Source organism: Arthrobacter sp. M4, from assembly GCF_020251205.1.
Classification (GTDB): Bacteria; Actinomycetota; Actinomycetes; order Actinomycetales; family Micrococcaceae; genus Arthrobacter.
On sequence record NZ_JAIWYX010000002.1, the window covers coordinates 1 to 25,289 of the forward strand.

20 protein-coding genes and 2 pseudogenes are annotated in these 25,289 nt (G+C 63.2%); 9 read left to right on the plus strand and 13 right to left on the minus strand.

Annotated features, from left to right (window positions below; all coding sequences use genetic code 11):
- The 6 genes and pseudogenes from LD110_RS03550 to fabF all read left to right on the plus strand — a co-directional run.
- Positions 1-729 (plus strand): annotated as a pseudogene (locus LD110_RS03550) (pyruvate dehydrogenase (acetyl-transferring), homodimeric type); the annotation flags it as partial.
- 194 nt (positions 730-923) lie between these two features.
- Positions 924-2,168 carry a CdaR family transcriptional regulator gene (locus LD110_RS03555; protein WP_225496438.1) on the plus strand — a complete coding sequence of 415 codons (1,245 nt, stop codon included), beginning with the start codon at positions 924-926 and terminating at the stop codon, positions 2,166-2,168.
- An 88-nt stretch (positions 2,169-2,256) separates the two neighbouring features.
- Positions 2,257-3,186 (plus strand): ACP S-malonyltransferase, encoded by a 930-nt coding sequence (locus tag LD110_RS03560; protein ID WP_225496440.1) that lies wholly within the window; start codon positions 2,257-2,259, stop codon positions 3,184-3,186.
- Complete coding sequence (locus tag LD110_RS03565) at positions 3,183-4,229, plus strand: beta-ketoacyl-ACP synthase III (RefSeq protein WP_225496442.1); 1,047 nt, start codon at positions 3,183-3,185, stop codon at positions 4,227-4,229. Before LD110_RS03560 ends, LD110_RS03565 begins: the two co-directional genes overlap by 4 nt.
- Before the next feature lie 124 nt (positions 4,230-4,353).
- Positions 4,354-4,599 carry an acyl carrier protein gene (locus LD110_RS03570; RefSeq protein WP_225496444.1) on the plus strand — a complete coding sequence of 82 codons (246 nt, stop codon included), beginning with the start codon at positions 4,354-4,356 and terminating at the stop codon, positions 4,597-4,599.
- Positions 4,600-4,737: 138 nt separating this feature from the next.
- Positions 4,738-5,973, plus strand: coding sequence for a beta-ketoacyl-ACP synthase II (gene fabF / locus LD110_RS03575; RefSeq protein ID WP_225496446.1), 1,236 nt, complete (start codon positions 4,738-4,740; stop codon positions 5,971-5,973).
- A 96-nt stretch (positions 5,974-6,069) separates the two neighbouring features.
- Here the strand turns inward: fabF and LD110_RS03580 are convergent, their stop codons facing one another.
- The 8 genes and pseudogenes from LD110_RS03580 to LD110_RS03615 form a co-directional block, all read right to left on the minus strand.
- Complete coding sequence (locus LD110_RS03580; protein ID WP_225496448.1) at positions 6,070-6,573, minus strand: DUF3145 domain-containing protein; 504 nt, start codon at positions 6,571-6,573, stop codon at positions 6,070-6,072.
- 338 nt (positions 6,574-6,911) lie between these two features.
- Positions 6,912-7,823: a tyrosine recombinase XerC gene (locus tag LD110_RS03585; protein ID WP_374200308.1), complete on the minus strand. Its 912-nt coding sequence runs from the start codon at positions 7,821-7,823 to the stop codon at positions 6,912-6,914.
- Positions 7,824-7,933: 110 nt separating this feature from the next.
- Positions 7,934-9,142, minus strand: coding sequence for a DNA-processing protein DprA (gene dprA, locus LD110_RS03590; RefSeq protein WP_225496452.1), 1,209 nt, complete (start codon positions 9,140-9,142; stop codon positions 7,934-7,936).
- Positions 9,139-10,002 (minus strand): annotated as a pseudogene (locus LD110_RS03595) (YifB family Mg chelatase-like AAA ATPase); the annotation flags it as partial. The pseudogene LD110_RS03595 and the gene dprA, both read right to left, overlap by 4 nt.
- Positions 10,003-10,082: 80 nt before the next feature.
- A complete protein-coding gene (locus tag LD110_RS03600) occupies positions 10,083-11,243 on the minus strand; it encodes a hypothetical protein (RefSeq protein WP_225496454.1) in 1,161 nt (386 codons plus the stop codon).
- Positions 11,244-11,255: 12 nt separating this feature from the next.
- A complete protein-coding gene (locus LD110_RS03605; RefSeq protein ID WP_225496456.1) occupies positions 11,256-11,426 on the minus strand; it encodes a hypothetical protein in 171 nt (56 codons plus the stop codon).
- 10 nt (positions 11,427-11,436) lie between these two features.
- Positions 11,437-12,288, minus strand: coding sequence for a hypothetical protein (locus LD110_RS03610; RefSeq protein WP_225496458.1), 852 nt, complete (start codon positions 12,286-12,288; stop codon positions 11,437-11,439).
- Positions 12,289-12,411: 123 nt separating this feature from the next.
- Complete coding sequence (locus LD110_RS03615) at positions 12,412-14,400, minus strand: ATP-binding protein (protein WP_225496460.1); 1,989 nt, start codon at positions 14,398-14,400, stop codon at positions 12,412-12,414.
- A 168-nt stretch (positions 14,401-14,568) separates the two neighbouring features.
- Between LD110_RS03615 and LD110_RS03620 the strand changes: the two genes are divergently transcribed.
- Positions 14,569-15,330, plus strand: a complete 762-nt coding sequence (locus LD110_RS03620) for a hypothetical protein (protein ID WP_225496462.1) — start codon at positions 14,569-14,571, stop codon at positions 15,328-15,330.
- 24 nt (positions 15,331-15,354) lie between these two features.
- Here LD110_RS03620 and LD110_RS03625 read toward each other — a convergent pair whose 3' ends face one another.
- From LD110_RS03625 to LD110_RS03640, 4 genes are read right to left on the minus strand one after another with little or no spacing between them, the layout of a single operon-like run.
- The gene (locus LD110_RS03625; RefSeq protein ID WP_225496464.1) at positions 15,355-16,446 is read right to left on the minus strand and encodes a hypothetical protein; all 1,092 of its coding nucleotides are present in this window, start codon (positions 16,444-16,446) and stop codon (positions 15,355-15,357) included.
- A 3-nt stretch (positions 16,447-16,449) separates the two neighbouring features.
- Positions 16,450-17,658, minus strand: coding sequence for a GIY-YIG nuclease family protein (locus LD110_RS03630; RefSeq protein ID WP_225496466.1), 1,209 nt, complete (start codon positions 17,656-17,658; stop codon positions 16,450-16,452).
- Positions 17,655-19,640, minus strand: a complete 1,986-nt coding sequence (locus tag LD110_RS03635) for a DEAD/DEAH box helicase (protein WP_225496468.1) — start codon at positions 19,638-19,640, stop codon at positions 17,655-17,657. The genes LD110_RS03630 and LD110_RS03635 overlap by 4 nt, the downstream gene beginning before the upstream one ends.
- The gene (locus LD110_RS03640) at positions 19,637-22,354 is read right to left on the minus strand and encodes a DNA methyltransferase (RefSeq protein ID WP_225496470.1); all 2,718 of its coding nucleotides are present in this window, start codon (positions 22,352-22,354) and stop codon (positions 19,637-19,639) included. The genes LD110_RS03635 and LD110_RS03640 overlap by 4 nt, the downstream gene beginning before the upstream one ends.
- 353 nt (positions 22,355-22,707) lie before the next feature.
- Here LD110_RS03640 and LD110_RS03645 point away from each other — a divergent pair, with 353 nt between their 5' ends.
- A complete protein-coding gene (locus LD110_RS03645) occupies positions 22,708-23,880 on the plus strand; it encodes a hypothetical protein (protein ID WP_225496472.1) in 1,173 nt (390 codons plus the stop codon).
- Here the strand turns inward: LD110_RS03645 and LD110_RS03650 are convergent.
- Complete coding sequence (locus tag LD110_RS03650; RefSeq protein ID WP_142938930.1) at positions 23,861-24,352, minus strand: helix-turn-helix domain-containing protein; 492 nt, start codon at positions 24,350-24,352, stop codon at positions 23,861-23,863. The genes LD110_RS03645 and LD110_RS03650 overlap by 20 nt on opposite strands.
- A 442-nt stretch (positions 24,353-24,794) precedes the next feature.
- On the opposite strand from LD110_RS03650, the gene LD110_RS03655 reads away from it, so the two are divergent.
- Positions 24,795-25,178 carry a hypothetical protein gene (locus LD110_RS03655; protein ID WP_056387364.1) on the plus strand — a complete coding sequence of 128 codons (384 nt, stop codon included), beginning with the start codon at positions 24,795-24,797 and terminating at the stop codon, positions 25,176-25,178.
- Positions 25,179-25,289 lie beyond the last annotated feature (111 nt).

Sequence of the window (25,289 nt, forward strand, 5' to 3'; positions counted from 1 at the left end):
GCCGTCATCACCTACGACCCCGCCTACGGCTACGAAATCGGCCACATCATCCGCGCCGGCCTCGAACGCATGTACGGCGGACACCACCACGATCCCAACGTGATGTACTACCTCACCGTCTACAACGAACCCATCACCCAACCCGCCGAACCCGAAAACCTCGACACAGAAGGCCTCCTCAAAGGCATCTACAAACTGGCCTCCGCCAGTAACGAGGGCCCCAAGGCGCAGCTCCTTGCCTCAGGCGTTGCGGTGCCGTGGGCTCTTGAAGCCCAGAAGATCCTTGCCGACGAGTGGGGTGTGGCGGCAGATGTGTGGTCGGTGACGTCGTGGAACGAACTGCGGCGGGACGGACTGGCAGCGGAGCAAGAGGCCTTCCTCAACCCCGGTTCCGAGGTACGGATCCCGTTCGTGGCCCAGCAGCTCGCTAACGCTGCCGGCCCGGTGGTTGCGGTCAGTGACTACATGAAGGCAGTCCCGGACCAGATCCGCCAGTTCGTGCCCAACGACTTCGCAACCCTCGGCGCCGACGAGTTCGGCTTCGCGGACACCCGCGCAGCCGCCCGGCGCTACTTCAACATTGACAGCCACTCAATCGTTGTCCGCGCCCTGCAAATGCTGGCAGAACGCGGTGAAGTGGATGCTTCGGTTCCAAGCACCGCTTTCGACAAGTACCGCCTGACTGACGTCAACGCCGGCACCACGGGCAACGCCGGCGGCGAATCCTAGGCCTCGGCGAAACCCAAACGACGGCGGTCCTCACCACAACGGTGAGGGCCGCCGTCGTCGTCTGCTGGCGCTGCGCCGTGGCGCCAAGCTGACATGCCGGGCCCAAGGCTCGCGCAGCAGTGTGGCCCAGAGCAGGGCAACTTGTAGCCTTCGCACAAATGGAGCTTGGGAAAGATGCACCGTATGCTCATTCCATGCCAGAGTCCACCCGCACCCCCGCGCAACGCCGGACACCCGCTCGGGCGGTGTCACCAGAGAAGGCCGAGACCCTCCGGCAATTGCGTGCCAACGTGGGCCAGCTGTCTACAACCACGATGCGCCAGCTGGAGAAGTCGCTCCCGTGGTACAGCCGCCTGAGTTCGGACGAAAGGTCCGCACTGGGCCTCGTGGCGCAGAACGGCATCGCCGCGTTCGTCACCTGGTACGAGCGCCCAAGCTCGCCCTCCTGGATCCTGACGGACGTTTTTGGCAATGCGCCCACCGAACTAACTCGGTCCATCAGCCTGCAGAAGGCCCTGCAACTGATCCGCATCGTCGTTGAAGTTGTTGAGGATCAAGTCCCCAACATCGCACCCGAGTCAGACCAGCCGTCGCTGCGCGAAGCCGTCCTGAGGTATTCCCGCGAAGTTGCCTTTGCGGCCGCAGACGTATACGCCCGCGCCGCGGAATCACGGGGGTCCTGGGACACACGCCTTGAGGCACTCATCGTCGATGCCATCCTGCGCGGCGAAAACACTGATGCCCTGCGGTCCCGGATCGCCGCCCTCGGCTGGAAGGCCCAGGAGCGCTTCACGGTGATGGTTGGCAACTCGCCGTCGGAACCAAGCGCCAGCTATGTCAGTGAGCTGCGCCGTACCGCGGGACGGTTCGCCGAGGACGCCTTGGTGGGAATCCAGGGCGACAGGCTCATCCTGATTCTTGGCGGTGTCCACGACCGCGATGCCGCCTGCGTCAAGCTCAGCGAGTTGTTCGCGCCCGGGCCCGTGGTGTACGGGCCTGAGGCAGGGTCTCTGCTCGAGGCCAGCAGCTCCGCGCAGGCCGCGTTCGCGGGCCTCACGGCAGCCCGCGCCTGGCCAGCAGCTCCGCGGCCTGTCGCTGCCGACGACTTGTTGCCGGAGCGCGTTGTGTCAGGCGATGACGCAGCCCGCCGCTCACTGGTCAAGAACATCTACCGGCCTCTGCTGGCGGCTTCGAACGGGCTCATCGAGACCCTGGGGACCTACCTCGAACTCGGCCACTCCCTGGAAGCCACGGCGCGTGAGCTGTTCGTGCACGCCAACACCGTAAGGTATCGTCTCAAGCGAGTGTGCGACGTCACGGGGTGGGACCCACTCCTTCCCCGTGAGGCGTTCGTCCTCCAGACGGCCTTGGTTGTGGGCCGTCTTTCGGCTCCACCGAAGGCCGCACCGGAGCGTCAGAACTCCCGGCCACAGAGTTGAACCGTTGTAGACTTCCTACAAACTGACCCAGTGAGCTTGGTGTACGAAAACACCGTTGGATCACGCGCCCTTTTGGAAAGCTGGATACGTGCTTGCAATCGTCTGCCCTGGACAGGGCTCCCAGACCCCTGGATTCCTCGCCCCCTGGCTGGAAATCCCATCCGTCGAAGGCCACCTGGCTGCCCTGAGCGAGATAGCAGGCATTGACCTCAAGGCCCACGGCACCACCTCGGACGAGGAAACCATCAAGGACACAGCGGTTGCCCAGCCGCTCATCGTCGCGGCCGGCCTGGTGGCCGCGCGGGCGCTGTTCGACGTCGAACTCAGCACACTGCCCGTCGTCCTTGCCGGCCACTCAGTCGGCGAAATCACCGCCTCTGCACTGGCTGGCGTCCTCAGCGAGGACGACGCGATGACCTTTGTCCGCGAGAGGGCCAACAGCATGGCCGCCGCCGCGGCGGTAACGCCAACCGGCATGAGCGCAATCGTCGGCGGCGACCCTGAAGAGGTGCTGGCCGCGATCGAAGCCTCTGGAGCCACTCCGGCCAACGTTAACGGCGCCGGCCAGACCGTAGCCGCCGGGACCTTCGAGCAGTTGAAGTCCCTGGCTGACAACCCGCCCGCCAAGGCCCGCGTTATTCCGCTCAAGGTCGCCGGCGCGTTCCACACATCGCACATGGCACCGGCCGTGAGCGCACTTGAGGCGCTGCGCCCCTCGCTTTCGCCCAAGAACCCGTCGGTTCCCCTGCTGTCCAATTACGACGGCGGTGAAGTGACCGAGGGTGCCGACGTCGTCGACAGGCTGATCGCCCAGGTTTCCCGCCCAGTGCGGTGGGACCTCTGCATGGAGAACATGGCTGGCCGTGGTGTCGCCGGGGTCATTGAACTGGCTCCGGCTGGAACCCTCGCCGGACTGGCGAAGCGTGGCATGCCCGGCGTGAAGACTGTGGCCGTCAAGACGCCCGAAGACCTGCATGCGGCTCTCGCCCTGTTTGCGGAATTGGAAGGACAGGCGTGAGCACTCCAGCGCTGAAGCAGGCCCCACTCCGCGAATTCACCCGCATCGTTGGTATTGGAGCCAGCCGGCCGAACATCGTCGTCACGAATGAAGACGTGTGCCAGTGGATCGATTCCTCGGATGAATGGATCCGGCAGCGCACCGGCATTGTGACCCGCCACCGTGCCCCCGCCGATGTCAGCGTGATCGACCTTGCCGAAGAGGCCTCGCGTGAAGCGCTGGAGCGGGCCGGCATCGAAGCCGCCCAGCTGGGAGCGGTCATCGTTTCCACCGTGACGCACCCCTTCGCCACGCCCTCGGCTGCGGCAAGCCTGGCGGACCGCCTCGGCGCCACGCCAGCTCCGGCCTTCGATATCTCCGCAGCCTGCGCCGGCTACTGCTACGGCATTGCCCAGGCTGACGCCCTGATCCGTTCCGGAGCCGCGGAGTATGTCCTTGTAGTTGGCGCCGAGAAGCTCTCGGACGTCATCGACAACAGCGAGCGTACGATTTCCTTCCTCTTGGGTGATGGTGCCGGTGCCGTCGTTGTGGGCCCGTCCGACACTCCGGGCATTGGCCCTTCCGTTTGGGGTTCCGACGGCAGCAAGTGGGATGCGATCGGCATGACCCACTCCTTGCTGGAAGTCCGTGACCTGGCTGAGGCGGCGCGCCGCAGCGGCGACAGCGCGGCTGCCAAAGCCGCCATCTGGCCGACACTTCGTCAGGACGGCCAGACGGTCTTCCGGTGGGCGGTGTGGGAGATGGCCAAGGTCGCCCAGCGGGCCTTGGATGCTGCTGGCATCACTGCCGACGATCTTTCAGCCTTTGTGCCCCACCAGGCCAACATGCGCATCATCGACGAGATGGTCAAGCAGCTCAAGCTCCCCGACACAGTGAAGGTCGGACGTGACATCGCTGATGCGGGCAACACTTCGGCAGCCTCGATCCCGTTGGCGACCCACCGCCTGCTGGCCGAGAACCCCGAGCTTAGCGGCGGACTCGCCCTCCAGATCGGCTTCGGCGCCGGACTGGTATTCGGGGCACAGGTAATTGTCCTGCCGTAGCTTGACCGGATCGTCCCCGGTCGGCGGCCACAACTGAATAAAGAGCCTTTACGGACCAAACCGTCAACAACGGTTTGACCAAATTCCGGCAGAAACGCCGGCATAACAAGAAAAGGAGCCAACAATGGCTAGCAACGAAGAGATCCTGGCCGGCCTGGCTGAAATCGTCAACGAAGAGACCGGCCTGGCGCCCGAGGCTGTCGAGCTGGACAAGTCCTTCACCGAGGACCTGGACATCGACTCCATCTCCATGATGACCATCGTCGTGAACGCCGAGGAGAAGTTCGGCGTTCGCATCCCCGACGAAGAGGTCAAGAACCTGAAGACCGTGGGCGACGCCGTGAGCTACATCGCCAACGCCCAGTCCTAAGTTCTGGCTCCCGCTGTGCCGGACCGGGGTGCTGCAGAGGTACCCCGGCCCGGCACTGCCGCAAAACCGCCCCTATTTTTCGGCCAGGCACCGTGCTGACCCACGGTGTTCCCGGCTTACCCGACAGAGAGTGATCGCATGGCACGCAAAGTAGTCATTACCGGTCTGGGCGCCACTACGCCCATCGGCGGCGACGTTCCCACGATGTGGAAGAACGCCCTGACAGGGGTCTCAGGTGCCCACACGCTCGAAGACGAGTGGGTTGCCAGGTATGACCTGCCTGTGACCTTTGCAGCCCGGTGCAGCACACCGGCACTCGATGTCCTCGGCCGCGTCGAAGCCAAGCGCATGGACCCGTCCACACAGTTCGGTGTTATCGCTGCCCGTGAGGCCTGGGCCGACTCGGGGATCACCGAGATCGACCACGACCGCCTCGCTGTTGCCTTCGCCACAGGCATAGGCGGCGTTTGGACCCTCCTTGACGCCTGGGACACCCTGAAGGAGAAGGGACCGCGCCGGGTTCTGCCTATGACGGTGCCGATGCTGATGCCGAACGGTGTGGCGGCAGCGGTCAGCCTGGACCTTGGCGCACGGGCAGGCGCCCACACGCCAGTTTCAGCCTGCGCGTCCGGCACTGAGGCGCTCCACCAGGGGTTGGAACTGATCCGCTCAGGCAAGGCGGACGTTGTGATGTGCGGTGGCGCGGAAGCCGCAATCCACCCCATGCCGTTGGCAGCGTTCTCCTCCATGCAGGCATTGTCCCGCCGCAATGACGACCCGGAGCATGCCTCGCGTCCCTATGACATTGACCGCGACGGCTTCGTCATGGGTGAAGGCGCCGGTGCCTTGGTCCTGGAAGCCGAGGAGCACGCCCTGGCGCGCGGAGCTCGCATTTACGCCGAACTGGCTGGCACGTCAGTGACCGCCGACGCCTACCACATCACTGCTCCGGATCCCGAAGGCCTCGGCGCCACCCGGGCTCTCAAGGCCGCGATGTTCGATGGCCGGATCCAGGCCGAAGACGTCGTGCACGTCAATGCCCACGCCACGTCCACCCCGGTAGGCGACAAGCCGGAATACACTGCCCTCCGCGCAGCACTTGGAAAGCATGTAGACAACGTGGCGGTCTCTGCGACAAAGTCGCAGATGGGCCACCTGCTGGGCGCCTCCGGCGCCGTCGAAGCTGTCCTGACAGTCTTGGCGGTCTACGAGCGCCAGGCTCCGGTCACCATCAACTTGGAGAACCAGGATCCTGAGATTCCGCTCGACGTCGTCACCTCCGCCCGCGAGCTTCCTGCCGGCGACATTGTGGCGCTCAGCAACTCGTTCGGATTCGGCGGCCACAACGCAGTTATCGCCGTCCGCAGCCTGTAGTGGGCCACATCGGCTGAACAATGACGACGAAGGAGGGCCCCGCCTGATGGCGGGGCCCTCCTTCTGCTATGGATGAACTGCGGGGAGAAGGACGGGCTAGCCGACCTGGTGAAGCCAGCGAACGGGTGCGCCTTCGGCAGCGTGCCTGAACGGCTCCAATTCCTCGTCCCAGGCTTCACCTAAAGCCAGCGACAACTCGTGGTAAACGAGGGCTGGGTCCCCGGCTCCCGCTTCGTACGCGTAGCGGATCCGGTCTTCGGACACCATGATGTTGCCGTGGACGTCCGTCATGGCATGGAAAATGCCCAGCTCGGGAGTGTGGGACCAACGTCCACCATCAACCCCCGGACTGGGTTCCTCGGTGACTTCATAGCGCAAATGCGCCCAACCACGCAGGGCCGAAGCCAACTGTGCCCCCGTGCCTGGCGTACCGGTCCACGAAAGCTCGGCACGGTACATCCCTGGCGCAGCAGGCTGAGCGGTCCACTCTAGATCGGTTCGCTTGTCTACGACCGATCCGATGGCCCACTCAACATGAGGGCACAACGCGGTGGGTGCCGAGTGCACAAAAAGCACACCACGGGTGGTTACAACAGACATTCCATCCTCCATAGCTGTAGGTACGTCTTCCCCAACGACCTCTGCATGGAATGGCTCGCTGTCCCGCCGCAGTGACCGGACCCTGGAAGAGTCCGGCTCATATTAAGTTTGAACCGGCAGCAAACAAAGCTTCAATCACTACTTGAATGTTGCCGGGTATTGGTTTTATTGTGCCCCACGTTCCGGAATTACGCCACTGCAATTAGGAACTGTCCGTCCGGCGGTAACACGCGGTGCATCCGCATTGATGGAGCCCGTGAACCATTATCCGAGCCATGCCCGCGTGAGGATGGAGCCAGCAGGCAGCCAGACGATTGAGGGGCGGTTCACCCGGGACCTCAGGCGCGGGGGTGGGCCTGAATGTAGCTTTTCCTGAGTCGCTCCACTGACACATGCGTGTACAGCTGCGTGGTGGCAAGACTGCTATGACCCAGAATCTCCTGCACCGCACGTAGATCCGCTCCCCCGTCGAGGAGATGCGTGGCGGCGGAGTGCCTCAAGGCGTGTGGCCCCGACGCCGCTGTGTCGCCCAAAGAGTCAAACAGTTGCCGGACGACGCCGCGAACCTGTCGTTGGTCCACTCTGCCGCCACGCGCACCGAGGAAAAGGGCTGGCCCACTCCCTTCCCCTGCCAAGCGTGGCCGCCCCCTGCGAAGCCAATCGTCGACAGCGATGGAAGCAGGCAAGCCATAGGGGACTGTGCGTTCCTTGTTCCCCTTGCCCACCACGCGAAGGGTCCTCCGGTCCTGATCGAGGTCGTCAACATCAAGGCCGGAAAGTTCCCCAACGCGCACCCCGGTGGCATAAAGCAGCTCGACCATCGCCCGATCGCGTACGGCTAATGGACCGCCCTCAGCGGCGGCCGCCTCGAGTCGAGCGAAGAGTTCAGCCAGCTGCGGCCTCCCTACGACTGCGGGCAACGACTTCTCCCGTTTGGGCGCCTTCAATCGCAGGGCAGGATCGGCATCAATCAGCTCCTCACGCAGTGCCCACGCAGTGAAGGCCCGTGCCGTGGCCGCCCGCCTTGAAAGGGTCGCCCTCGAATGGCCCGTTGTGTTCTGCTTTCCGAGCCATCGCCTGAGCAGGCCGAGATCCAGTCTTGCGAGGTCATCGACACCCTCTGCTGCGGCAAAAGCGAGCAGGTCGGTAACGTCCCCCAGGTACGCGCGTACCGTGTGCGGAGACCGTGCACGCTCGGCCGTGAGGAATCGACGGAAACCCTCCTTGGCCGCCGAGAGGGCCTCTGGTATCCCGCCTTGTCCATCCTTCGCGTCCGCCTGCACCCAACTACTCTCTCACCGATTTCCGGGAAGTGGGCGGAGGACATGCGCACCTTCTCAGTGCACACCGTGCAGGCGCCTTATTGATTGATTCGCGAACGATTCCACAAGCCTCCTTCCTGAACAGCAAGCCCCAGCAAATTGAGTCGCCCGAGTCCAGCGCGGACAGCCTCCGGACTCAGCCCTGCCACTACCGCGAGCTTGTCCACAGAGCTGGAAGAGCGCACAGGCAACGCATCCAGAAGGATCAAATCCTCCAAGGTCAACCCGTCATGGTCCGCAGTTCCGCCGTTGGTTCCAGGAACGGCCAACTCCCCGCTGGGGCCGGCAAGTTCACCGATTTCCGCGACGTCGGTAACACAAACAGCCCCGCCGTCGCGAAGCATCCGGTGGCAGCCTGCCGAATTGGCGCTGTGAATAGAGCCCGGCACCGCAGCAACCGACCTGCCAATCGACTCGGCATGATGGGCGGTGTTGAGTGCCCCCGACCGCCAGCGCGCCTCAACAACCACTGTGACTGCTGACAATGCTGCGATGATTCTGTTGCGCTGAAGGAATCGGTACCTCGTTGGTGCAGATCCAGGCGGCACTTCCGCTATGAGGGCCCCTTGATTGGCAACAGCCCTCAGCAGGTCTTCGTTACCTGACGGATAGTAGCGGTCCACTCCCCCGGCCATCACGGCAACGGTGGGAATGGATGCCGTGCCGCCCGCGAGAGCTCCACGGTGCGCATGGGCATCAATGCCGTAGGCCCCTCCGGAAACTACGGCGAAGCCCCGTTGTGCCAGCCCGTGACCGAAGTCTCCGGCCACGGATGAGCCGTAGCTGGTGCTGTCCCGGGAGCCGACGATTGCCACGGTACGTTGCAACGATGGTAGCTCGGCCTCATGGCCACGCCACCACAGGCACAACGGCTCCTGGAGCCCTAGGTCCGCCAACCGTGATGGCCACAGTTCATCGCCTGGTATCACAAGGCGGCCGCCAAGCCTGGAGATTGTGGCGAGGTCTCGATGTGGTGCAAGGTCCACGATCCGGGGCGCCCATCGCTTAAGAGCCGCGGTAAGTCCTCCCCAGCCAGCCATGCCAGCTTCCTGTGCCAGCACATCAGTAATCTGCCGTTCAAGGTCCGGGCCCGCCCGCAGGTCACCAACGGCTATCCTCAACGCATCGTTAGCCCCTGTGACACGAACGAGGGCCAGCGCCACGGAGTCCTGCGGCTCGAACAGCCTCGACAAAGCCGCGCGTGCAGATCGCTCATCCGACACGGGGCCCGCATCCATGACCCTCATGCCGCCACCATTGCCTGGCGAAGCCCCAGGGCCAGACCGATGTGATCAGCGCCCGGCCTGTCCTCGCGACCCAGGTCGGCCAGGGTCCACGCGAGTCTAAGGACACGATCGTAACCGCGCGCAGTGAGGATGCCGCGTTCCAGCGACGTGTCGAGGATCCGCGTGGTGGCGGGCGGGAGCCGCAGTTTCCCCCGGAGGGACCTGCCTGGAACTTCTGCGTTGGTGGCCAGTCCCAGATGGCTAAGCCGTTCCGATTGCCGGCGTCGCGCTTCAATGACACGGGCTCCCACCGTAGCAGAGGATTCCCGCGTAGAGTCCTGGCCGAAGTCTGCCAGCGATACTCTTTCCACCTGAAACTGGATGTCGACGCGGTCCAAAAGAGGACCGGACAGCCGCCCGAAGTACCGGCGTCGCATAACAGGTGTACAGGTGCAGTCGAGGCCCTTGCCGCTGGCCTTGCCGCAGGGACAGGGGTTGGCTGCCAACACTAACTGGAATCGTGCCGGATAGGCGGCTGACCCAAAGGCTCGGTCAATCACAACTTTTCCGCTCTCCAAGGGCTGCCGGAGGGAGTTGAGGACACGGGGGTCATACTCCGGCGCCTCGTCGAGGAAAAGGACTCCACGATGTGCGCGTGATGCCGCCCCGGGCCGGAGCAAGGCTGATCCGCCGCCGATCATCGCGGGCAATGTGGCGCTGTGGTGAGGGCTCTCGAAGCATGGCCGGCGCTTGAGGGCAATGGTTGCGTCACCAACAGCGGCAAGCGAATGGATCGCCGTGACTTCCATGGCATCGTGATCGTCAAGGTCCGGAAGAATTCCGGGGAGGCGCTCTGCCATCATGGTCTTGCCCGCTCCCGGGAGAATGCACACTTAAGTGTGAATGCGTCCTGACCTGCGGTTACGTAGCGAACCAGACATTCCGGTAAGGGGACCCAGGCTTACTTCTCGTGGGGCCCGTCGCTGTCCCCGAACCTGAGTGCCGCATCTCGACAGCCCTTCAGGACTTCGAGATTGTGCCGCTCGACCTCGGGGTCGTAGTCAAATGCCATCCGCAGCCGCGACATCTGTTCGAGCACCTCCTCATCGTTCAGCTGCGCCAGCCACCTGACGATCTGCGGTTCGCTCGGGGAGCCATCTATCATGCTGATCATCTCGGCCAGATCGCCACGCGCCGATGCCGCAGCCAAGGCCTTTTTGTGTCGTTCCCCGGCCGATGTCGTCGACCCCACCGACATCGCCTGGCGCTCGTCCTCATGTCCGACGGAGATTTCGTAGCGCGTCGGAAGCCCAGGCTCGGGTGGCTCGGTCCCTGTGATCAGGCGCGGAACGGCCTGCGTGCGTACCCAGTGGGCGATCTCCTCCAGCTCCTGGATCAGCACCGGCCACTGGTCAGTACCCGGCCGATTGATCCCGACTGTCGGGAACAGGGTGACGGGGACCTTCGTGCCGATGGGTGTCTGGGCGATGACCTCGCCGACACGCAGCGGCTCCTCGGGCCGAGGAGCAAGATCACGGATTGAACGGGGCATCCGGTCGTCCTCGTACATGACAGCCAGGCGGACCGCTGTGATCGCCGGCATCCTGTGCTTCGCATGGTTGGTGTGCAGCACAAGACGGGCAAGAGGATGGGACTGCGGCTCCATCCGACGGTGGAACGGCTGCAGGGCCTCCAGCCGTCGGGCGAGCTCTCCCCGCCCTCGCAGCGACGGAGGACCATTGCGGGCTCGCTTTTTCTTCCAGTCCTCAAATTTCTCCCAGGTGTCCGAGGCAGGCACTTCGACCAGTTTGGCCGCCTTCGCGTCGAGGGGCGCACCGTCCAGGAACTCGGCCTCTGCGAAAAGGGTGTGTTCGAGCGCAGCCCGAAGCGTCACGAGCGCGTCTGCTACGAGGAGCGGCACTTTCCGTGGGATCGGAGCCACACGCCCAACGACTGTGCAGCTGAACGCGGCGGTCGTGGGCACTTCGACCAGCCCGAAGATGCCCTCGGGCTGCGTCTGGTAGGCGAACAGCAGTGCGGAAACCTGTCCGATCAGCTCCTCTGCATGTGCCAGCGTGGCGGCAACGCCGAGGTGGCGGTCCGGGAGCCAGTCATGCCTCACGTCGGTCTGCGCTCAGCTCTCGTTGAACGGCAGGCGGACGACCTCATCGCCCGGGTCTTCCGGACCTGCTGGCGGAGCCGCGCTCGGGTGGTCCTGGTACAACTCGTCCGAGGCGCTCTGGTCGTAGGTATCGGAGAGGCCTGCACCATTGGTCCCGAGGACCTGCTCCCAGTTGAATCCCATACACACGACTTTATCGGCCGGTGTCGAACTCGCGAAGGATCGCCTCGACGCGCGCGGTCAGTTCATCGGCGCGTTTGAGGATCTGCTCTTCCTCCTCGCGCGACATCTGCCGCCTGGGGTTGGCCGGCATCGCAGCTGCAGCTGGCACCGGCGCAGGTGCGGGCTCCGGACCGTCGAGCAGCAGTGCCGCGGCACTGATGACTGCCGACAGCGAGGATGGATGCATGGAGCCGTAGGCATCGATCCATCCCCAACGGTCCACGGCTGGCAGCATGCCGATGGAGAGGTGCCAGTCCGGATTGGGGTCCGGCCGCAGGTGGCGGTGCGCAGAGCCTACTTCGTCGCGGCGGTGTCCCAGGACCCGGACGGAACTGTGCGACCACCCGCTGTTGGTGCCGATCACATCAAGCCACGACCAGGTGGCGCACGCCGGGCAGTCCTCCGGTTCCGGGGCGACGCCGATCTGCCCGCGCACCCGGTGCATTCCGTCCGGCCGCAGTCCCAGTGCGCCTGACCTGTCCAGTCCGAGGCCTCCGTGGGAGCGCGGTGCCAGCAGCACCGCCGCGAACAGCATTCGCCGCAGCCGCAGCCGGAAGACCCAGTGGGTGTCCGGGTGCTGGATGATCGCCGTTGCGCGCCGGATCAGCCGCTGCAGGGAGCCGATGTCCTCCGTGTGCCCGCGCGGCCACGCGGGGGCCGGTGGATCTTTGGGAGCCAGCCGCCGGCGCAGCGCCGCGAGCACAGCCTGGGACGGCTGCGCCTGCTGCGAGAAACACGAGAGCGATACCTCGTCGATCTTATCGGTGGGCACGCCCGTGACGGAGCACCAGTCGGTCCAGAGGTCGGGAAGGGGCGTCGTCATTCTCCCGATTGTGCCGCCCTCCGTGGAGGGCCCGGCACGTTCCGACGAGGATTGAAAAACCCGGAGCAAGGCTGCTGGCATTCAGAGCGGGTCATGATAAGCGGCGCATCGATCAGGGTCTGATCAGATCTTAGAGTTCTCTTCGGTCGTTTCTTCGGCACTTGCCAGTAGCGCCTCAGGAATGACATCACCATGGTTGCGGCGGAGGTAGTCACGCGCATCATCGAGCGACGGGTCGTGCTGGAGGCTCTTCTGGAAATAGTCGAGCCGACGCCGCGCATCGTCGATAATCTGACCCCAGTCCCGCACCCAGACGCGGACCTTGGCCCCGGGTGCTTCGGGCAGGTCCGGCTCGAACACGAGGCCTCGCTCTCGGCCCCGCTGGTTCGCTTCCTGCCGGACGTCCTCGTCGATCTCACCTGTCACGAGCCAGAAGTCCCACTCAGTCGTGCTGCTCGCGTACCGCGGGTCCTTGGCCATCGCCTTGGCGTACGCCTTGATCTGTGCGAGCTCCTTCGGCCCTGCGACGACCTTTGGGGCTTTGAGCTCAACCACGAGATGCCTGTTGCGGTCGTGCTCGGTGGCGGCAACGGAGAGAAGGAGGTCCAGGCGGCCGGACCTGCCGTCGAGCAGCTTTACGGGGGTCGAGTCGGTGCGCGGTTCGTCCAGGAGTTGGCGGTGTCGATCCAGGGCGGCTGTCAGGCCCCGTTCGCTGATCATGAGGTTGTACTGCTCGCCGAACACCCACAGTTCGCTTTCCAGGATGCGGTGCAGATGCGCCCGTTCCCCGATCATCTTGCTGGCCTCCGGGTCGAACACCATCAGCTCGAGCGCACGCAGAAACTCGAGTCGGTTCGTAACATTGCTCGATGCCTGGATCACCCGCGACAGGCTGGTGCGCCTGAGGAGGTGCTCGAGCTGCACGCGCTCGTCATCGGGAAGGCCGACGTACTGATCCAACAGCACGGACACGTCGCTCGGCCGATGCTGGATGGACTCACGCAGGAGTCCGAGAGTCAGCTTCTTCTGCTGCCTGCCGCTCGGGATGTGCCTGCGGATCGAGGTGGCGACCACGTCGAAAGTCGCGCGCTCGACCTTTTCCTCCTCCGTTGCTGGCTCGCCCTCGTAGGGGTAGACATTTCCTGCCTTCCATTCCTCCACGAGTTCGCGACGTCGTTGGGCACGACGTGACTCGAAATGCTTTTCCAGCACTTCGCCCACTTCAGCCAGCAGTAGGCCGAGTAACGACGGCGTGGCTTCCAAGTGCGCCAACATCCACTCGTTGTGATGCTCAGGCATCTCATCCCAGAGAACGTACGCAGAGTAGCGGAAGTCGGGGGCCGGTGCCTTGTCGACAGCGTCGACAGGAACACCTGCGCCATCGCACAGATGGATCGCCCGTTCGTTGCCAACCTTCCACTCAATAATGCGAAGCTTGGCGTGCCGCGTGACGCCCTCGTGTGCCCACTCCAGGTCGTATGTGGTATCGAGGTCAATGCTCTCTTCGGGCCGGACCCGCGATCCGTCGTAGGTGATCGAGACATCCGGTCGAGCGATGAGGTAAGGAGCGAATGTCGCCGTGATTCGGTCGGTCGCTTTGTCGCTGCTAAGACGGTCAAGTCCATCGCGCCCTGAGGCCACGAAGCGGGTACCCAGGCTCTCATCAGTGCTCACCGCATCTGATGTGTCGAAGTCGTTCCTAGCGTCTGAGGAAGCGCGGACGACCGACCTGAGACGCTTGCCATCCAGGCTGTCTGCGACTGTCTCCCAAACGATCTGAGTGCCGAGGGCGAATGCGCGCAGCCGGCCTTGGCCGAGGCGACCATGCAGAGGGCGCTCTTCACCCTTGCTGCGTCCCGCTGCCCACTTCCACGAGTTACCCACCCACCGGAAGGCAGACGACAGTTCTTCGGGGGCCATCCCGTGGCCGTCGTCAGTGACCTCGGCACCGATCACGCCTTCTGCATCATTGCGGTGAAGCGCCACCACGACATCGTGGGCGTCGGCGTCCAAGCTGTTCCACACGAGCTCGATGACCGCCTTGATCGGGTCATTCTCGTGTGCGAGCCTCTGGACGAGGTCGTTCCCAGCCTCCAGCTGTATGCGTGCCACGGTCACATTCTGCCAGCGAGGACGGACATCCGACCGCATTTCCGTGCCCGGTCTTCTCGGAAGAAGGACAGGATGCAGTGCTTGAATACGTCCCAGGCGAGGCAGCGTTGTCCGATGATTGGTCGCTAACGAACGCGGCTACACTTCCGATATGAGGATGGCAGTCGCATGAACCCAGATGAAGAGCTGCGCTTGGTGCGGCTGCGTGAAGGGACGCATCGTCCTGCTTCCAAGGAGAATCCCGGCTACGACCGAGATCTTCTTCGCGACAACGATGGACATCTCCTGGGACCGACCGAATCACGTCCAGTGAATATCGACGAGATCATCCGAACTCACGTTCCGCCCCGCCCAACGATAGCTCAGCAGATCGCCGGCCAGGTCGTAAGCGACATCATGGAAGCGCTCAGGCCGCATGTCATGGACGCTGTCGATGCGGCGGTCGACAACAAACTTGGCGTCCCACAACTTGTGAAATGGATCACGAGTAAGGCGGCACAACGCAAGGCCGACAGGAATAGCAACAGTACATCCACCGGTTTGCAACAGGATGTAGCACCCGTGGACGGGATTGCGGACGAAACCGGCACTCTCGAGGTCCGAAAGCTCAGCGTGACATCCGAGCAATATCAAGCGCTGCAAATCTTGGCTTTGGAGGCCGAGCAGCGCGCGGCCTACATGCGGCAGCTGCTCGCCAACGTGGAGGTTCGCGATAGTGCTATTCCGCTGGAGGGCGGGGCCTCCGCGGTGTTGGAGGTTACTGCCTCCTCGCTCGACGAAGCGACGCTTAGGTCTGCAGTGGCGCAGCTGGTGGACGGTGGCCTCACCGTTGAGGGCGAGTTCATTCTTGCCAGGAACCAGGGCACTGACGACCGGCTACGGACGATCGACGAACAACCCGTTGAGGCGAAACCCCTCCCGTCCCCATAACCTCGCTGGGTCATCCGCCGATGCTCAGCCATCAAGCCCGAAAGCAGCCGTGACGTGCTCGATCGTGAACTGGTTTCGCAGTCTTGTAGCGGTGTTCTGGTTGGCGAAAAGACCCGTTTTCCGCACGGCCTCCGCTTGCGGAACGGCCCGTGTCCATTCGATAGGAACAACCCATTCAGCATTGTCGTCGTTCTCATCGCCCTCGTGGCGATAATTCCCGGAGAGGTCGAGTTCACGCAGCTGTCGCTCGGCCCCGTTCACGAGAAGCGTGCTTTGGTCGTATCGCTGGGCTTCGCCGGTGACGGTACCAACTCCTACATACCCAATCTTGGGAATGTAGGCGAAGACTCTGGCACCAATCGGCAGATTCTTGAGCGTCTGTGAATATCTCTTGCCGCCGCCGCCCGAGACGAAACCGTATTTCATACCGTCGACCCATTGCCGGCCTGTTGGCTCTTCACCAAATGAGACGTACCAGTCAGACCCGTTCCAAGGCTCACGTGTCTTATTCTTCCGCGAGATCGCGGAAATGGACGACTTGGCTTGTTCGCTCTGATCGACCAGCCAGCTGCGGGCAAGGTACGAAGATCCGTTGTCCTGAAAATGTCTGAAGAAGACGACGTTGATGGGAACATCGAAGTCTTCATTGAGGAACCGCACGATGCGCTCGGTAGCGTTGTCAACGCTCGCGGCAACGATTGTAAATTCTTGTGCAGTGTTGACCTCTTCAGGAAGAGTGTCGCCGAAACGATCGGCAAACGCTTCTTCAAGAGCAAGGCCTGGACGGTACGTGGCGAAGATATTGTCGATCTCGCTTCGGCCAAGGGTCGCTGCCCAGGAGCCATAATCGAGTGTTTGAGCGGCAACATCGCGGGGAGTCTTATCGCGTTTGAGTTCGATCACGTGCAGCGACGCTGTTTCGTCTAATGCGAGCAGATCTACGAATCCCCCGTGCGCGGTCGGAACCTGCCGGCCAATGACGAGAAGCGGCTCGCCGAGCACTGACGGGTCAGACTCGATGTAGCCCTCCAACTGGGATTCCAAGCCGATTGATGTCGGCACGATCCGGCTGAGTTGGCCGCCCTCTGCCCGCCACAAGCCCATCTCAACCGCCATTGGTCATTCCCTTCCTGGTTGTTGCTGTTCGACGAGATTCTTGAGCTGAGCGTCGTAGACATAGTCGGTGATCTCGCCGGACATAATCATTGCGACGGCCTTATTGATGACCTCCAGTGGCACCACGAACCACTCCGACGGGTCGTAGTCGCGTCCCTTCCGGTCGACCTGCGTCAGGTCCAGACGCACTTCGGCGAACACCCGGTGAAGGAGGTGCTCCAGCCATGATGCACGCACGTTGTAGAGCTGGTAGTCCGCCAGCACCTTCACGGGTGCCATCAGGTAGGTTGGCGAATGCGCCGCGTTCTTGATGCGGGTCTCGACCTTGGTGGTGGAGAAACCGATCTTGTGAAGGTCCTTCATTCCCGCGATCTGGGGGTCGTCGCTGAGCGACTGCAGCACGTAGATATGCCCACTCTCTACGTCCGCGTCGAGGACCTCGTCCGCATCGTGGCCCGTCCGCGCCAGGACCTGGCCCTGCGCCTCGTACATACGGGTCATGAGGCTCTGCCTGTACATCGCCGACTCCGTGCCGTTCTCGAAGACGACGCGCAGGCGCTGCTTCTGCCTCGGCCTACCACCAACGATCAGGTCGACGTCCTCTCCGACCTCAGCCACGAAGCACATGACGCCGCTCAGCACGAAGAACACACCCTCACGGATGAGATCCATGCCAGTGAAGGGCATCAGCTTGAATGTGCCCTCGGCCAGCTCGGCGTGCTTCGCTTTGAACAGCGGCTCGAACAGATCGAAGTCCTCGGACTTCACCCGCTGGGCAACGGAGTCCGGAGCCTCGGGACGCTTGATCACGGGAAGATCCGACACGTCGAGGATGCCGGAGTCGTCGCCGAGCAGATCGTCCAGGTCATCGCTCTCAAGAAGATCGTCCAGCGACTCGGGGGCTGCCTCGATTGCCAGCAGCTCGAACTCCGTGTCGAGGTGTCTGAGCGCCGCGATTTTCTCGTCGTTGGCGAGGATGCCCTCGAGCCGGGCACCAAGCTTCCGCTCGGCGATCTCCCGCGTCGCCGAGCTAGGCAGACGCCCGTGCGTCCGGCGGAACTCCACGATCTCCAGGAATGCACGTTCGAGCCGGTCGGACGAGGTGACCTTCTGGGGCTTCTCGGGGGCGTCAAGCAGGCCGTCCAGGTCGTTGTCAATGAGGTCCTGCAGGGAGGACGGTGCTGCTTCGAGGATGTCGTCGTAATCGCTCATTCGCTCTCCACCATCTCAGTCGCGCGCTTCTGTGCTTCAAGCTTCTGTTTGGCCCGCTGGAGCCACAGCAGTGCGTCTGCATACCGCTTCTCAGTCGGGTCCTCGGCCCTCGGGTCCGGTTTCCGATCGTTTACCTTGATCCAGTTCTTGATCCGGGGAACGAGGGCCAGCGCTTCTTCCTCGGTGAACTCGACTCGGGTGGCAGTGATCTGGTCCTGGATGATGCGCAGCACGGAGGGAGTGACCGACTTCGACATGACCTCGAAGGCCCGCTGGAAAGGGTTCACCGAATCGATGAGGTTGATGTTCAGCTCGTCGATGTTGACGAACTTTTCCGCCATCTTGATGAACCGCTTGTCTCCTACCGTGCGCACTTCGCCGTTCTTGATCACCGAGTCCACGACAACCTGCTGGCGGACCTCTTCCACCTGCGCCTCGGTGAGGTCCGGATATTTCTCGCGGATGATTTTCGGAATCAGCACCTTGTTGGTCGTCTCGGCGTCGACTGAGCCGGCGGCGGCCCTCGCGAAGGTGTCGTCCTGGAGGATCGTCGCCTTCAGGTCGTTCAGATCGGTCTCCACGATCTGCTTCACGCGCGCGCTCGATGGCTCCTTGAATCCCTTGATCTTCAGCTGCCCCGGCACCGCGGAATCGTCGCCGTCGAACTTCTTCGTCTTGAAGGTGAAGTTCTGCGCGAGGACCTGCTCCATGAGGAGCGATGCGGTGATGGCCTTGAGCATGTTGTTCACCGAGACCTTCACTTCGCCCTGCGAGGCGTCGGGCTCGGCGATGAGGTTCGTGAACTGGGCGTGGGATTTGCCGGGGCTGTCGCGGGTGACCCGGCCGATGATCTGGATGACCTCCGTCAGGGAGGCCCGGTACCCGACGGTGAGGGCGTGCTCGGCAAACGGCCAGTCAAAGCCTTCTTTGGCCATGCCCAGCGCAATGATGATGTCGACCGCTTCGAAGTTCTTGGAGGCTGTGTGAGCCAGGTAGTGGAGGGTGTCGCCGCGCTTCTTTTGGTCAGTGTCGTCGACGAGGTCCGCGACGCGGACGATGGTTCCAGTGTCCTGCCGGCGCACGCTGATGATGCCCGTGTCGGGGTCGGTCTCCTCGACGTGCCCGATGACATCGATGATGCGGCCGATCTCTTCGAGCTTGTCCTTCGTGGATTCACCCGAGTTGACGTTCGGGATGTGCACGATGGTTTTCTTGTCGAGGTCCAGCACTTCGCCGATCGCGTCCGTGTAGCGGCCCTGGTAGAAGTGGTGGCCGATGCCGAGCGAGTGCAGGTGCTCGTATCCGTTGAGCTGGTCGTAGTAGTTGAAGGTGACCGGCATGAACTTCGCCTCGTCCTCCGGCGAGAGCACCGGGACGGAGTCCCCGCGGAAGTAGGAGCCCGTCATCGCGACGATGTGGACGTCGCTGCCGTTCATCACGTCGCGCAGGAGCGCTCCGAGGCGGCTCGACTCGATGTCCGCGGAGACGTGGTGGAACTCGTCGATCGCGAGAACCGTACCGTTGAACGACTCCGGTGCCAGCCTCTCGAACGCGAAGCGCAGTGTCGCGTGGGTGCACACGAGCGTTGCATCAGGCCCTTCGAGGAAGCTGATGAACGCATCGACCTTGCCCGCTGAAGAGCCTGCATCACAGAGGTTGTGCTCCGGCTTGATCTCCCAGTCCGCGAAGAAGCCGTACTTCGACAGGGCTGTCGAGGAGAACGATGCCCCAATCGACCGTTCGGGGACCGCAACGATGACCTTCCTGCGCCCTTGGTTGTAGAGCTTATCGAGGGCGACGAACATCAGAGCGCGCGACTTGCCAGAGGCCGGCGGGGCCTTCACGAGGAGGTGCTGCGCGTCGCGCTTCGCGAAGACCCGCTGCTGCATCTCGCGCATGCCCAGGGCGTCCGTGTTCACCGAGGCCTTGGTCTGGGCATAGGTGACGTCGACGATGTTGACGGGCTTCTTGATCGCGTTCACTTCGCGGTCCTCCGGGTCTTCTTTGCTGGGGCCTTTGCGGCTTCGGCGTTTGTCATCTCCTCATACATAGCAAAGAGGTCCGACAGTCTTTGCTCATCAGTCTCGTATCCGCGCCTGGAATAGATCGAGTCGACCAGTGCATCGATCTCTGCGTGGGCGACGCGCAGGTCCTCCGGCATTTTGTCCGGGTCGTAGAGCTCGGCAAGCGTCCGCTCGCAGTGGTACTCTCGGACGTCCAACACGCGGAGAGCCACGACTGTCAGCTTCTCCTTCACCGCGTCGGAGAGCGGTGGCACAGGGAAGTTGTTGTAGACGATGTAAGCGCCGTACTGGAAGTCGAGGCGCATCCGTCCGGACACTGCCCCAACCCAAGCCATGTGCATCTGGGAGGTCAGCACCGCGAAAGTCCAGGGCTCGGCGTCGTAGATCGCGAAGCCCTTGCTCGAGATCACTACCCCGGCGTCGAGGTAGCCCATAGGGATGTAACGCCGACGTGAGGACGAGATACTTGGAACCACGATGGACTCGGTCGGCTTGTAGGCGTTTTGCTTGAACCGATTTGGGTAGGCCGCGTAGTCGGCGGTCGTCGCTGCCTCGCTCTCGAGCCGCCATTTTGACACCGCGTCCAGCCGCTTCGCGATCGCAGGAATCGCCTGGGCCTCTTCCAGCTCGTCGTCGGCGATCCACAAACAGTAGCGCTCGATGTCGTTAATGAACTCCGCAGCGCCTGCGAAGCGCTTAATGAACCGCGTCGCCTCAGGGTGTGCACCCAGGATCTCCTCGCGCTCCCTCGGCTCGAGGAGGAGATGACCGCCGTCCTTAGGCATCGAGCCGAGCGTCATGCGTGGCAAGGACGGGCTAAGGGCGACGGTCCGACGATAGACGAAAACCGACGGCGCATCCGTGAGATAACCATTGATGTTCTTGGCCTCGATCTGGAGGCCGTCGCTGAAGATGTACTTTTGCTTGGAACTGGTCGTCCTCAGTCCGATGACAACGACGGTGACTCCAGCGTTGCGCTTGGCGTTGTTCTCCCATTTAAAGGATGTGTACGCATAGCCGATCTCGATTCCCTTGGCGAAGATCATCGGGAACATCAGACCGACATGCTCGCCCTGGGCCACGGAGTTGGTCGACACGAAGGCCAGCTCTGCGCGGGTTCCTTCGATGTAGTCGGCACCTTTGACGAACCAGAGAGCGATGTAGTCGAGGTCTTTGGAGTGCGGGCGCTTGCCGAAGACGAAAGGATAGTCTGCCTTCATCTCTTTGCCCTGAGACTTTCCACCTTTGTAAGGCGGGTTGCCGATTAGGTAGATCTCACCGCCGTCGTTGGGGCAGACTTCGTTCCAGTCGACTCGGGTCGCGTTGCCCTGCTTGATCTGGCCCGTCTCCTTCAGCGGGATCAGCGGGATCGAGACGTTGAACTTCTCCTTGAACTCCGTGTTCATCTGGTGCTTGGCGATCCAGAGGGAGAGAATCGCGACTTCGACTGCGAAGTCGTCGATCTCGATCCCATAGAAGTTCTCGATATTAATTTTTGACTCGGCGAACAGTACCAGGTGTTTGTCGTCCAGCTCGGCCAGACGCTCGAGGATCGCGTGCTCGACCTTGCGCAGCTCCTTGTAGGCGATGATCAGGAAGTTGCCGGATCCACAGGCGGGATCGAAGACTTTGATGGCGCTGATTCGCTCGAGCAGTGCTTCGAGTTTCTTCACGGAGTCGAAGCCCTCGTCGAGCTCGTCCTTCAGGGTATTGAGGAAGAGCGGCTCGATAGTCTTGAGGATGTTCGGTACCGAGGTGTAGTGCTGCCCGAGGTCACTGCGCTTTCCTGGAGTGACAATCGCCTGGAACATCGAGCCGAAGATGTCCGGGTTGATCTCGCGCCAGATGAGCTTGCCTGCGTTGATGAGCTCTTCGCGCGCCTTCTTGGTGAACACGGGCACCACATGATCCGTGGACATCGTAAACAGGCGGCCGTTGACGTACGGGAACGCCGAGAGGTGCTTGGGCTTGTCGGCCGCGTCTGCGGTGTCCAGCGCCGTGAACAGGTCTGTGAGGAAGTCCGCGGTGTCCGAGCCGTCGTCCAGTGTGTGGGATCCGACCGCGTTCGTGAACTGGTTCCCGGCGAAGATTCCCGTGTCCTCGGCGAAGTAGCAGAACAGCAGACGAGTGAAGAACAGGTTAAGCGCGTGGCGTCCACGTGGTTGCTCAAGAAGATCAGGGTTCGCTTGGAGCAGCTCATCAAACAGCTTGCCCATGCGCTCGGCGGCTTTGACGTCCGCGTGCGCCTCAGCGACATACTGGGCCTTCTCCATCCCGGCCCAGGGCAGGAAGAAGGTGAAGTGCTGGTCGATCTCGCGGATCGGGAAACCAATCGTCTCGCCTGTCTGCGTGTCGGTGACCACGAGCTCGGCGTAGTCGGTCACGATGACGAAGCGGCTGCTGAAGCGCACGACGTCAGGAGACGTCTTCAGCTCCTCCAGGACCTCGAGGGGGTCCGCTGTCGTCTCCTTGAAGTAGACGACCTTCTTCTGCGCGACCTCGATTGCAGGTTCGGCCGCGACGTTCAGATCGCCGTTGCGCAGTCGAGTGACACTGCTCTGAGGCTTTCCATAGGCGAGGAGCAGATCGAAGATGAACTCCCGGTCGTACGTTTCCCGCCCAGCGAGGGGTGAGACTCGCTCTTCGATGGCCTTCAGATTCAGCTTTGCCATGTACCAATTCCCTGTGTGAATGCAATTCCGCCAATGTCAGCTGGGCGATTGGTGGTGATGCGCCAGTCATCGAGGCCGGCTGAATTGCCGGGGGCATACGCCCATGGTCCACACATGTTGCTACTCCTTATATGGCAGGGCACGACGCTCCGCCACCGTGATCTTATCGGGGACTTGGCTGATGCTGATTTTCCCGCACCGCGTCACGCGAAGGCAGTCCTTCTCCATGGCGCGATAAGAGCAGTTACCAGAGACCCGGTTCAAAGCCGCCCTGTCGATCGCGGGTATGCGGAATCGCCACTGACAGACCATTGCGACTTGGATTCTCCGGCCAGTGAGTCGAGACTGGAGTCATGGCAGCACAGGCGAGGCTTGCAGCACTCAGCGCTCCGACGGTCCCGCCGGAGCCGGAGGTGGACGACGAGCTGCGTGAGCTTGAGGAGATCTCGCGGTCTTTGGAAGGACACACGCTGTCTGCTGCCACCCGGCGCGCCTATGCCACTGCGTGGCGTGCCTTTGATGACTTCTGTACCGGCCACGGACTGGAGGCGCTGCCTGCGCATCCGGAAACCGTCCGCTGGTACGTCGCCTGGATGTCCACGCAGCTCGATGACGACGGGCTCCCCCGGTTCTCTGTCGCGACGATCCGCCAGCGTCTGGCCGGTATCGGCGAGAGGCACCTGCACGGCGGGTTTCTGGATCCCACGGCCCACCGCGGCGTGGTGGATCTCGTGCGCGGGCTGGCCAAGCTGCGGGCCACCAGGCCCCGGCGCAAGCGCCCGCTGCTTCTGGACGACGTGGTCCGGATCATCGCGGTGATGGAGCACGACACATATCCGGCAGGCGTGTCAGCCACCAGGGACGCCCTGGCGGTGTGGCTCGGGTTCGCAGGGGCCTTGCGCAGGAGCGAGGCGGCGGCCCTGACGCTGAACCGCCTCGAGCTGCATCCGGTCGATGGTGTCCACGTTCATGTGGGGGCCTCGAAGGCCGACCCGGAGAACGCGCTGCCGGACGTGGTCGTGCTGCCGTTCGGGAGCTCGCCGGCATCCTGTCCCCCGTGTGCGGTGCACCGTTGGGTCGGGCTGCTCGGGTTCGCCCGGCAGGACGATGCGCGCACACGGCGTCGCGGGATCATGCAGCAGCTGTTCTCGTACGGTCTCGAGGAGCACGTCTGCGGGGCCGCCGGCTCGACGGCGCTCATCAGCAGCGCCGACCTGGCCTCGGGCGCGCCCCTGCTCCGGGCAACGTACCGCAACAGGAAGGACGCCCGGATCCATGCGCGGGCGGTGAGCGGCGACGCGCTGCACACGATGCTGCTCTCGCGCATGGTCGAGGCCGGGATGAACCCTGCTGCCTACGGCTTCCACTCGCTGCGGGCCGGGCACGTCACCCAGGCGCGGCGCAACGGTGCGAGCACGGAGGAGATCATGCGCGCCGGCCGGTGGAGCCGGGCAGCGACGGTAGACGTCTACGACCGCGAGTTCAATCCTGCGGCACGCAACAGCGTCATGCGTCTGGGGTTGTAGACCCCTCGATGCCGGGGGCAACCCGGTGCCCGTGCTGGTCGTCCTCCTCGACCGGGACGCGGGCGTCGATGCTTTCCAGGAGGCGGAAGTCGACGACACCTTTGAGTTGAGCGCCGCCGCCGAGCACTTGAATGGCCTTGGAGAGCCGCAGCACCTCCAGCCTGTTCTTCTCCCACTCGCGCTGGGCCGCTGCGAGGTCGGCGAGGTACTGCTGCAGCTGAGCCTCGCTCTCTGCCTCCGGATCCTCGGCGACCAGGATCGCCAGGGGGACGTCCAGGGCCTTGGAGGCGGCGACCGCCTCGTCCAGGCGGACGGCGCGGATTTGCTGCTCTATCCGGGTCACCGCCGAAGGGTCGACGTTCGTTCCGAGGATCTCGGCAATCCTGCGGGCCAGCTCAGCCTGGCTGATGCCCAGGCGTTCCCTCTCCTGTCGCAGTCGGCGGGCGAAGAGGTCTCCGGGCAAGGCGTTCATCTGGTTTGGGCTCCTGGTCGGGTACATGGGCGCGAAGGGCTCAGCAAGAAGCGTATGCCGAGCCGTGCCGGAGCCGCACACCGCGCGCCCCGTCATGTGAAATCTACACGTTTTTGAGCAGAACGTCAGTCCTCCCGCCGACACCTCGTTTGCGCTGGTCTTCGAGCACATTCCGGACTCGTATCCGACTCGTCGCGGATACGACTATGACTGATGACTCGAATGATGTAGATTGGTCACTGAAGATGTGCACGTATACGAGTCCCTAGAGAGGGGTCGGCCGCATGATTGCAGGCATTTCGTCCCGCTCAACGGGGAGTCACGTCGCATCGGGAGAGACCATTGATAGGGCGCTGTGCTCTGTCTAGGCGAATCGGTTGTGCCAGTCGCCTCGTGACACATGTCATGCAAGCGACCATTCGATAGGCGAGAGGAAAGAACCATGACGAAGATTTACGAGGCGGCACTCGAGCGGGTCGCCCTGCCCACCGCGGCCTGGGACCTGACGAGCTTCCTGGAGAACGCGAAGTCCCAGATCCAGCTCTGGGGCGGGCTGCTGCTCATGCTCCTGGGTGCGGTCGGACTGGTCTGGGGCGGCGTGCTCCTGATCAAGAAGCTGATGGCCACCCCGCAGTCCGCGGGCCAGCAGCAGGGCTGGGGCACCATCGCCCTGCTCATTCTGGTCGGCGGCGCGCTCGGCACCGGTGGGTGGTCGCTGATCAACACCATCGGCTCCGGCGGCCAGAAGACCCTCGAGGACCTCGGCGGCGGCTCTGTCCTCGTGCAGACGGTCAGCCACGTACTGACCAGCGGCGTCCTGGGCTAAGCCCGACGCGGCAGGAATCAACGGCCGGGCACACAAAGCGTCGACGGACCGCACCGGGTCGGTTGAGGTCACCAGGCCTCAACCGGCCCGGTGCGTCGTTTCCGGGGTCGG

Coding starts and splice junctions, on each gene's coding strand:
- LD110_RS03555 (WP_225496438.1), top strand. CDS start 924: ATGCCAGAGTCCACCCGCACCCCCGCGCAACGCCGGACACCCGCTCGG.
- dprA (WP_225496452.1), bottom strand. CDS start 9,142: ATGAGGGTCATGGATGCGGGCCCCGTGTCGGATGAGCGATCTGCACGC.
- LD110_RS03655 (WP_056387364.1), top strand. CDS start 24,795: ATGACGAAGATTTACGAGGCGGCACTCGAGCGGGTCGCCCTGCCCACC.
- LD110_RS03580 (WP_225496448.1), bottom strand. CDS start 6,573: ATGTCTGTTGTAACCACCCGTGGTGTGCTTTTTGTGCACTCGGCACCC.
- LD110_RS03625 (WP_225496464.1), bottom strand. CDS start 16,446: ATGGCGGTTGAGATGGGCTTGTGGCGGGCAGAGGGCGGCCAACTCAGC.
- LD110_RS03610 (WP_225496458.1), bottom strand. CDS start 12,288: ATGACGACGCCCCTTCCCGACCTCTGGACCGACTGGTGCTCCGTCACG.
- LD110_RS03645 (WP_225496472.1), top strand. CDS start 22,708: ATGGCAGCACAGGCGAGGCTTGCAGCACTCAGCGCTCCGACGGTCCCG.
- LD110_RS03640 (WP_225496470.1), bottom strand. CDS start 22,354: ATGGCAAAGCTGAATCTGAAGGCCATCGAAGAGCGAGTCTCACCCCTC.
- LD110_RS03620 (WP_225496462.1), top strand. CDS start 14,569: ATGAACCCAGATGAAGAGCTGCGCTTGGTGCGGCTGCGTGAAGGGACG.
- LD110_RS03605 (WP_225496456.1), bottom strand. CDS start 11,426: ATGGGATTCAACTGGGAGCAGGTCCTCGGGACCAATGGTGCAGGCCTC.
- LD110_RS03630 (WP_225496466.1), bottom strand. CDS start 17,658: ATGAGCGATTACGACGACATCCTCGAAGCAGCACCGTCCTCCCTGCAG.
- fabF (WP_225496446.1), top strand. CDS start 4,738: ATGGCACGCAAAGTAGTCATTACCGGTCTGGGCGCCACTACGCCCATC.
- LD110_RS03650 (WP_142938930.1), bottom strand. CDS start 24,352: ATGAACGCCTTGCCCGGAGACCTCTTCGCCCGCCGACTGCGACAGGAG.
- LD110_RS03570 (WP_225496444.1), top strand. CDS start 4,354: ATGGCTAGCAACGAAGAGATCCTGGCCGGCCTGGCTGAAATCGTCAAC.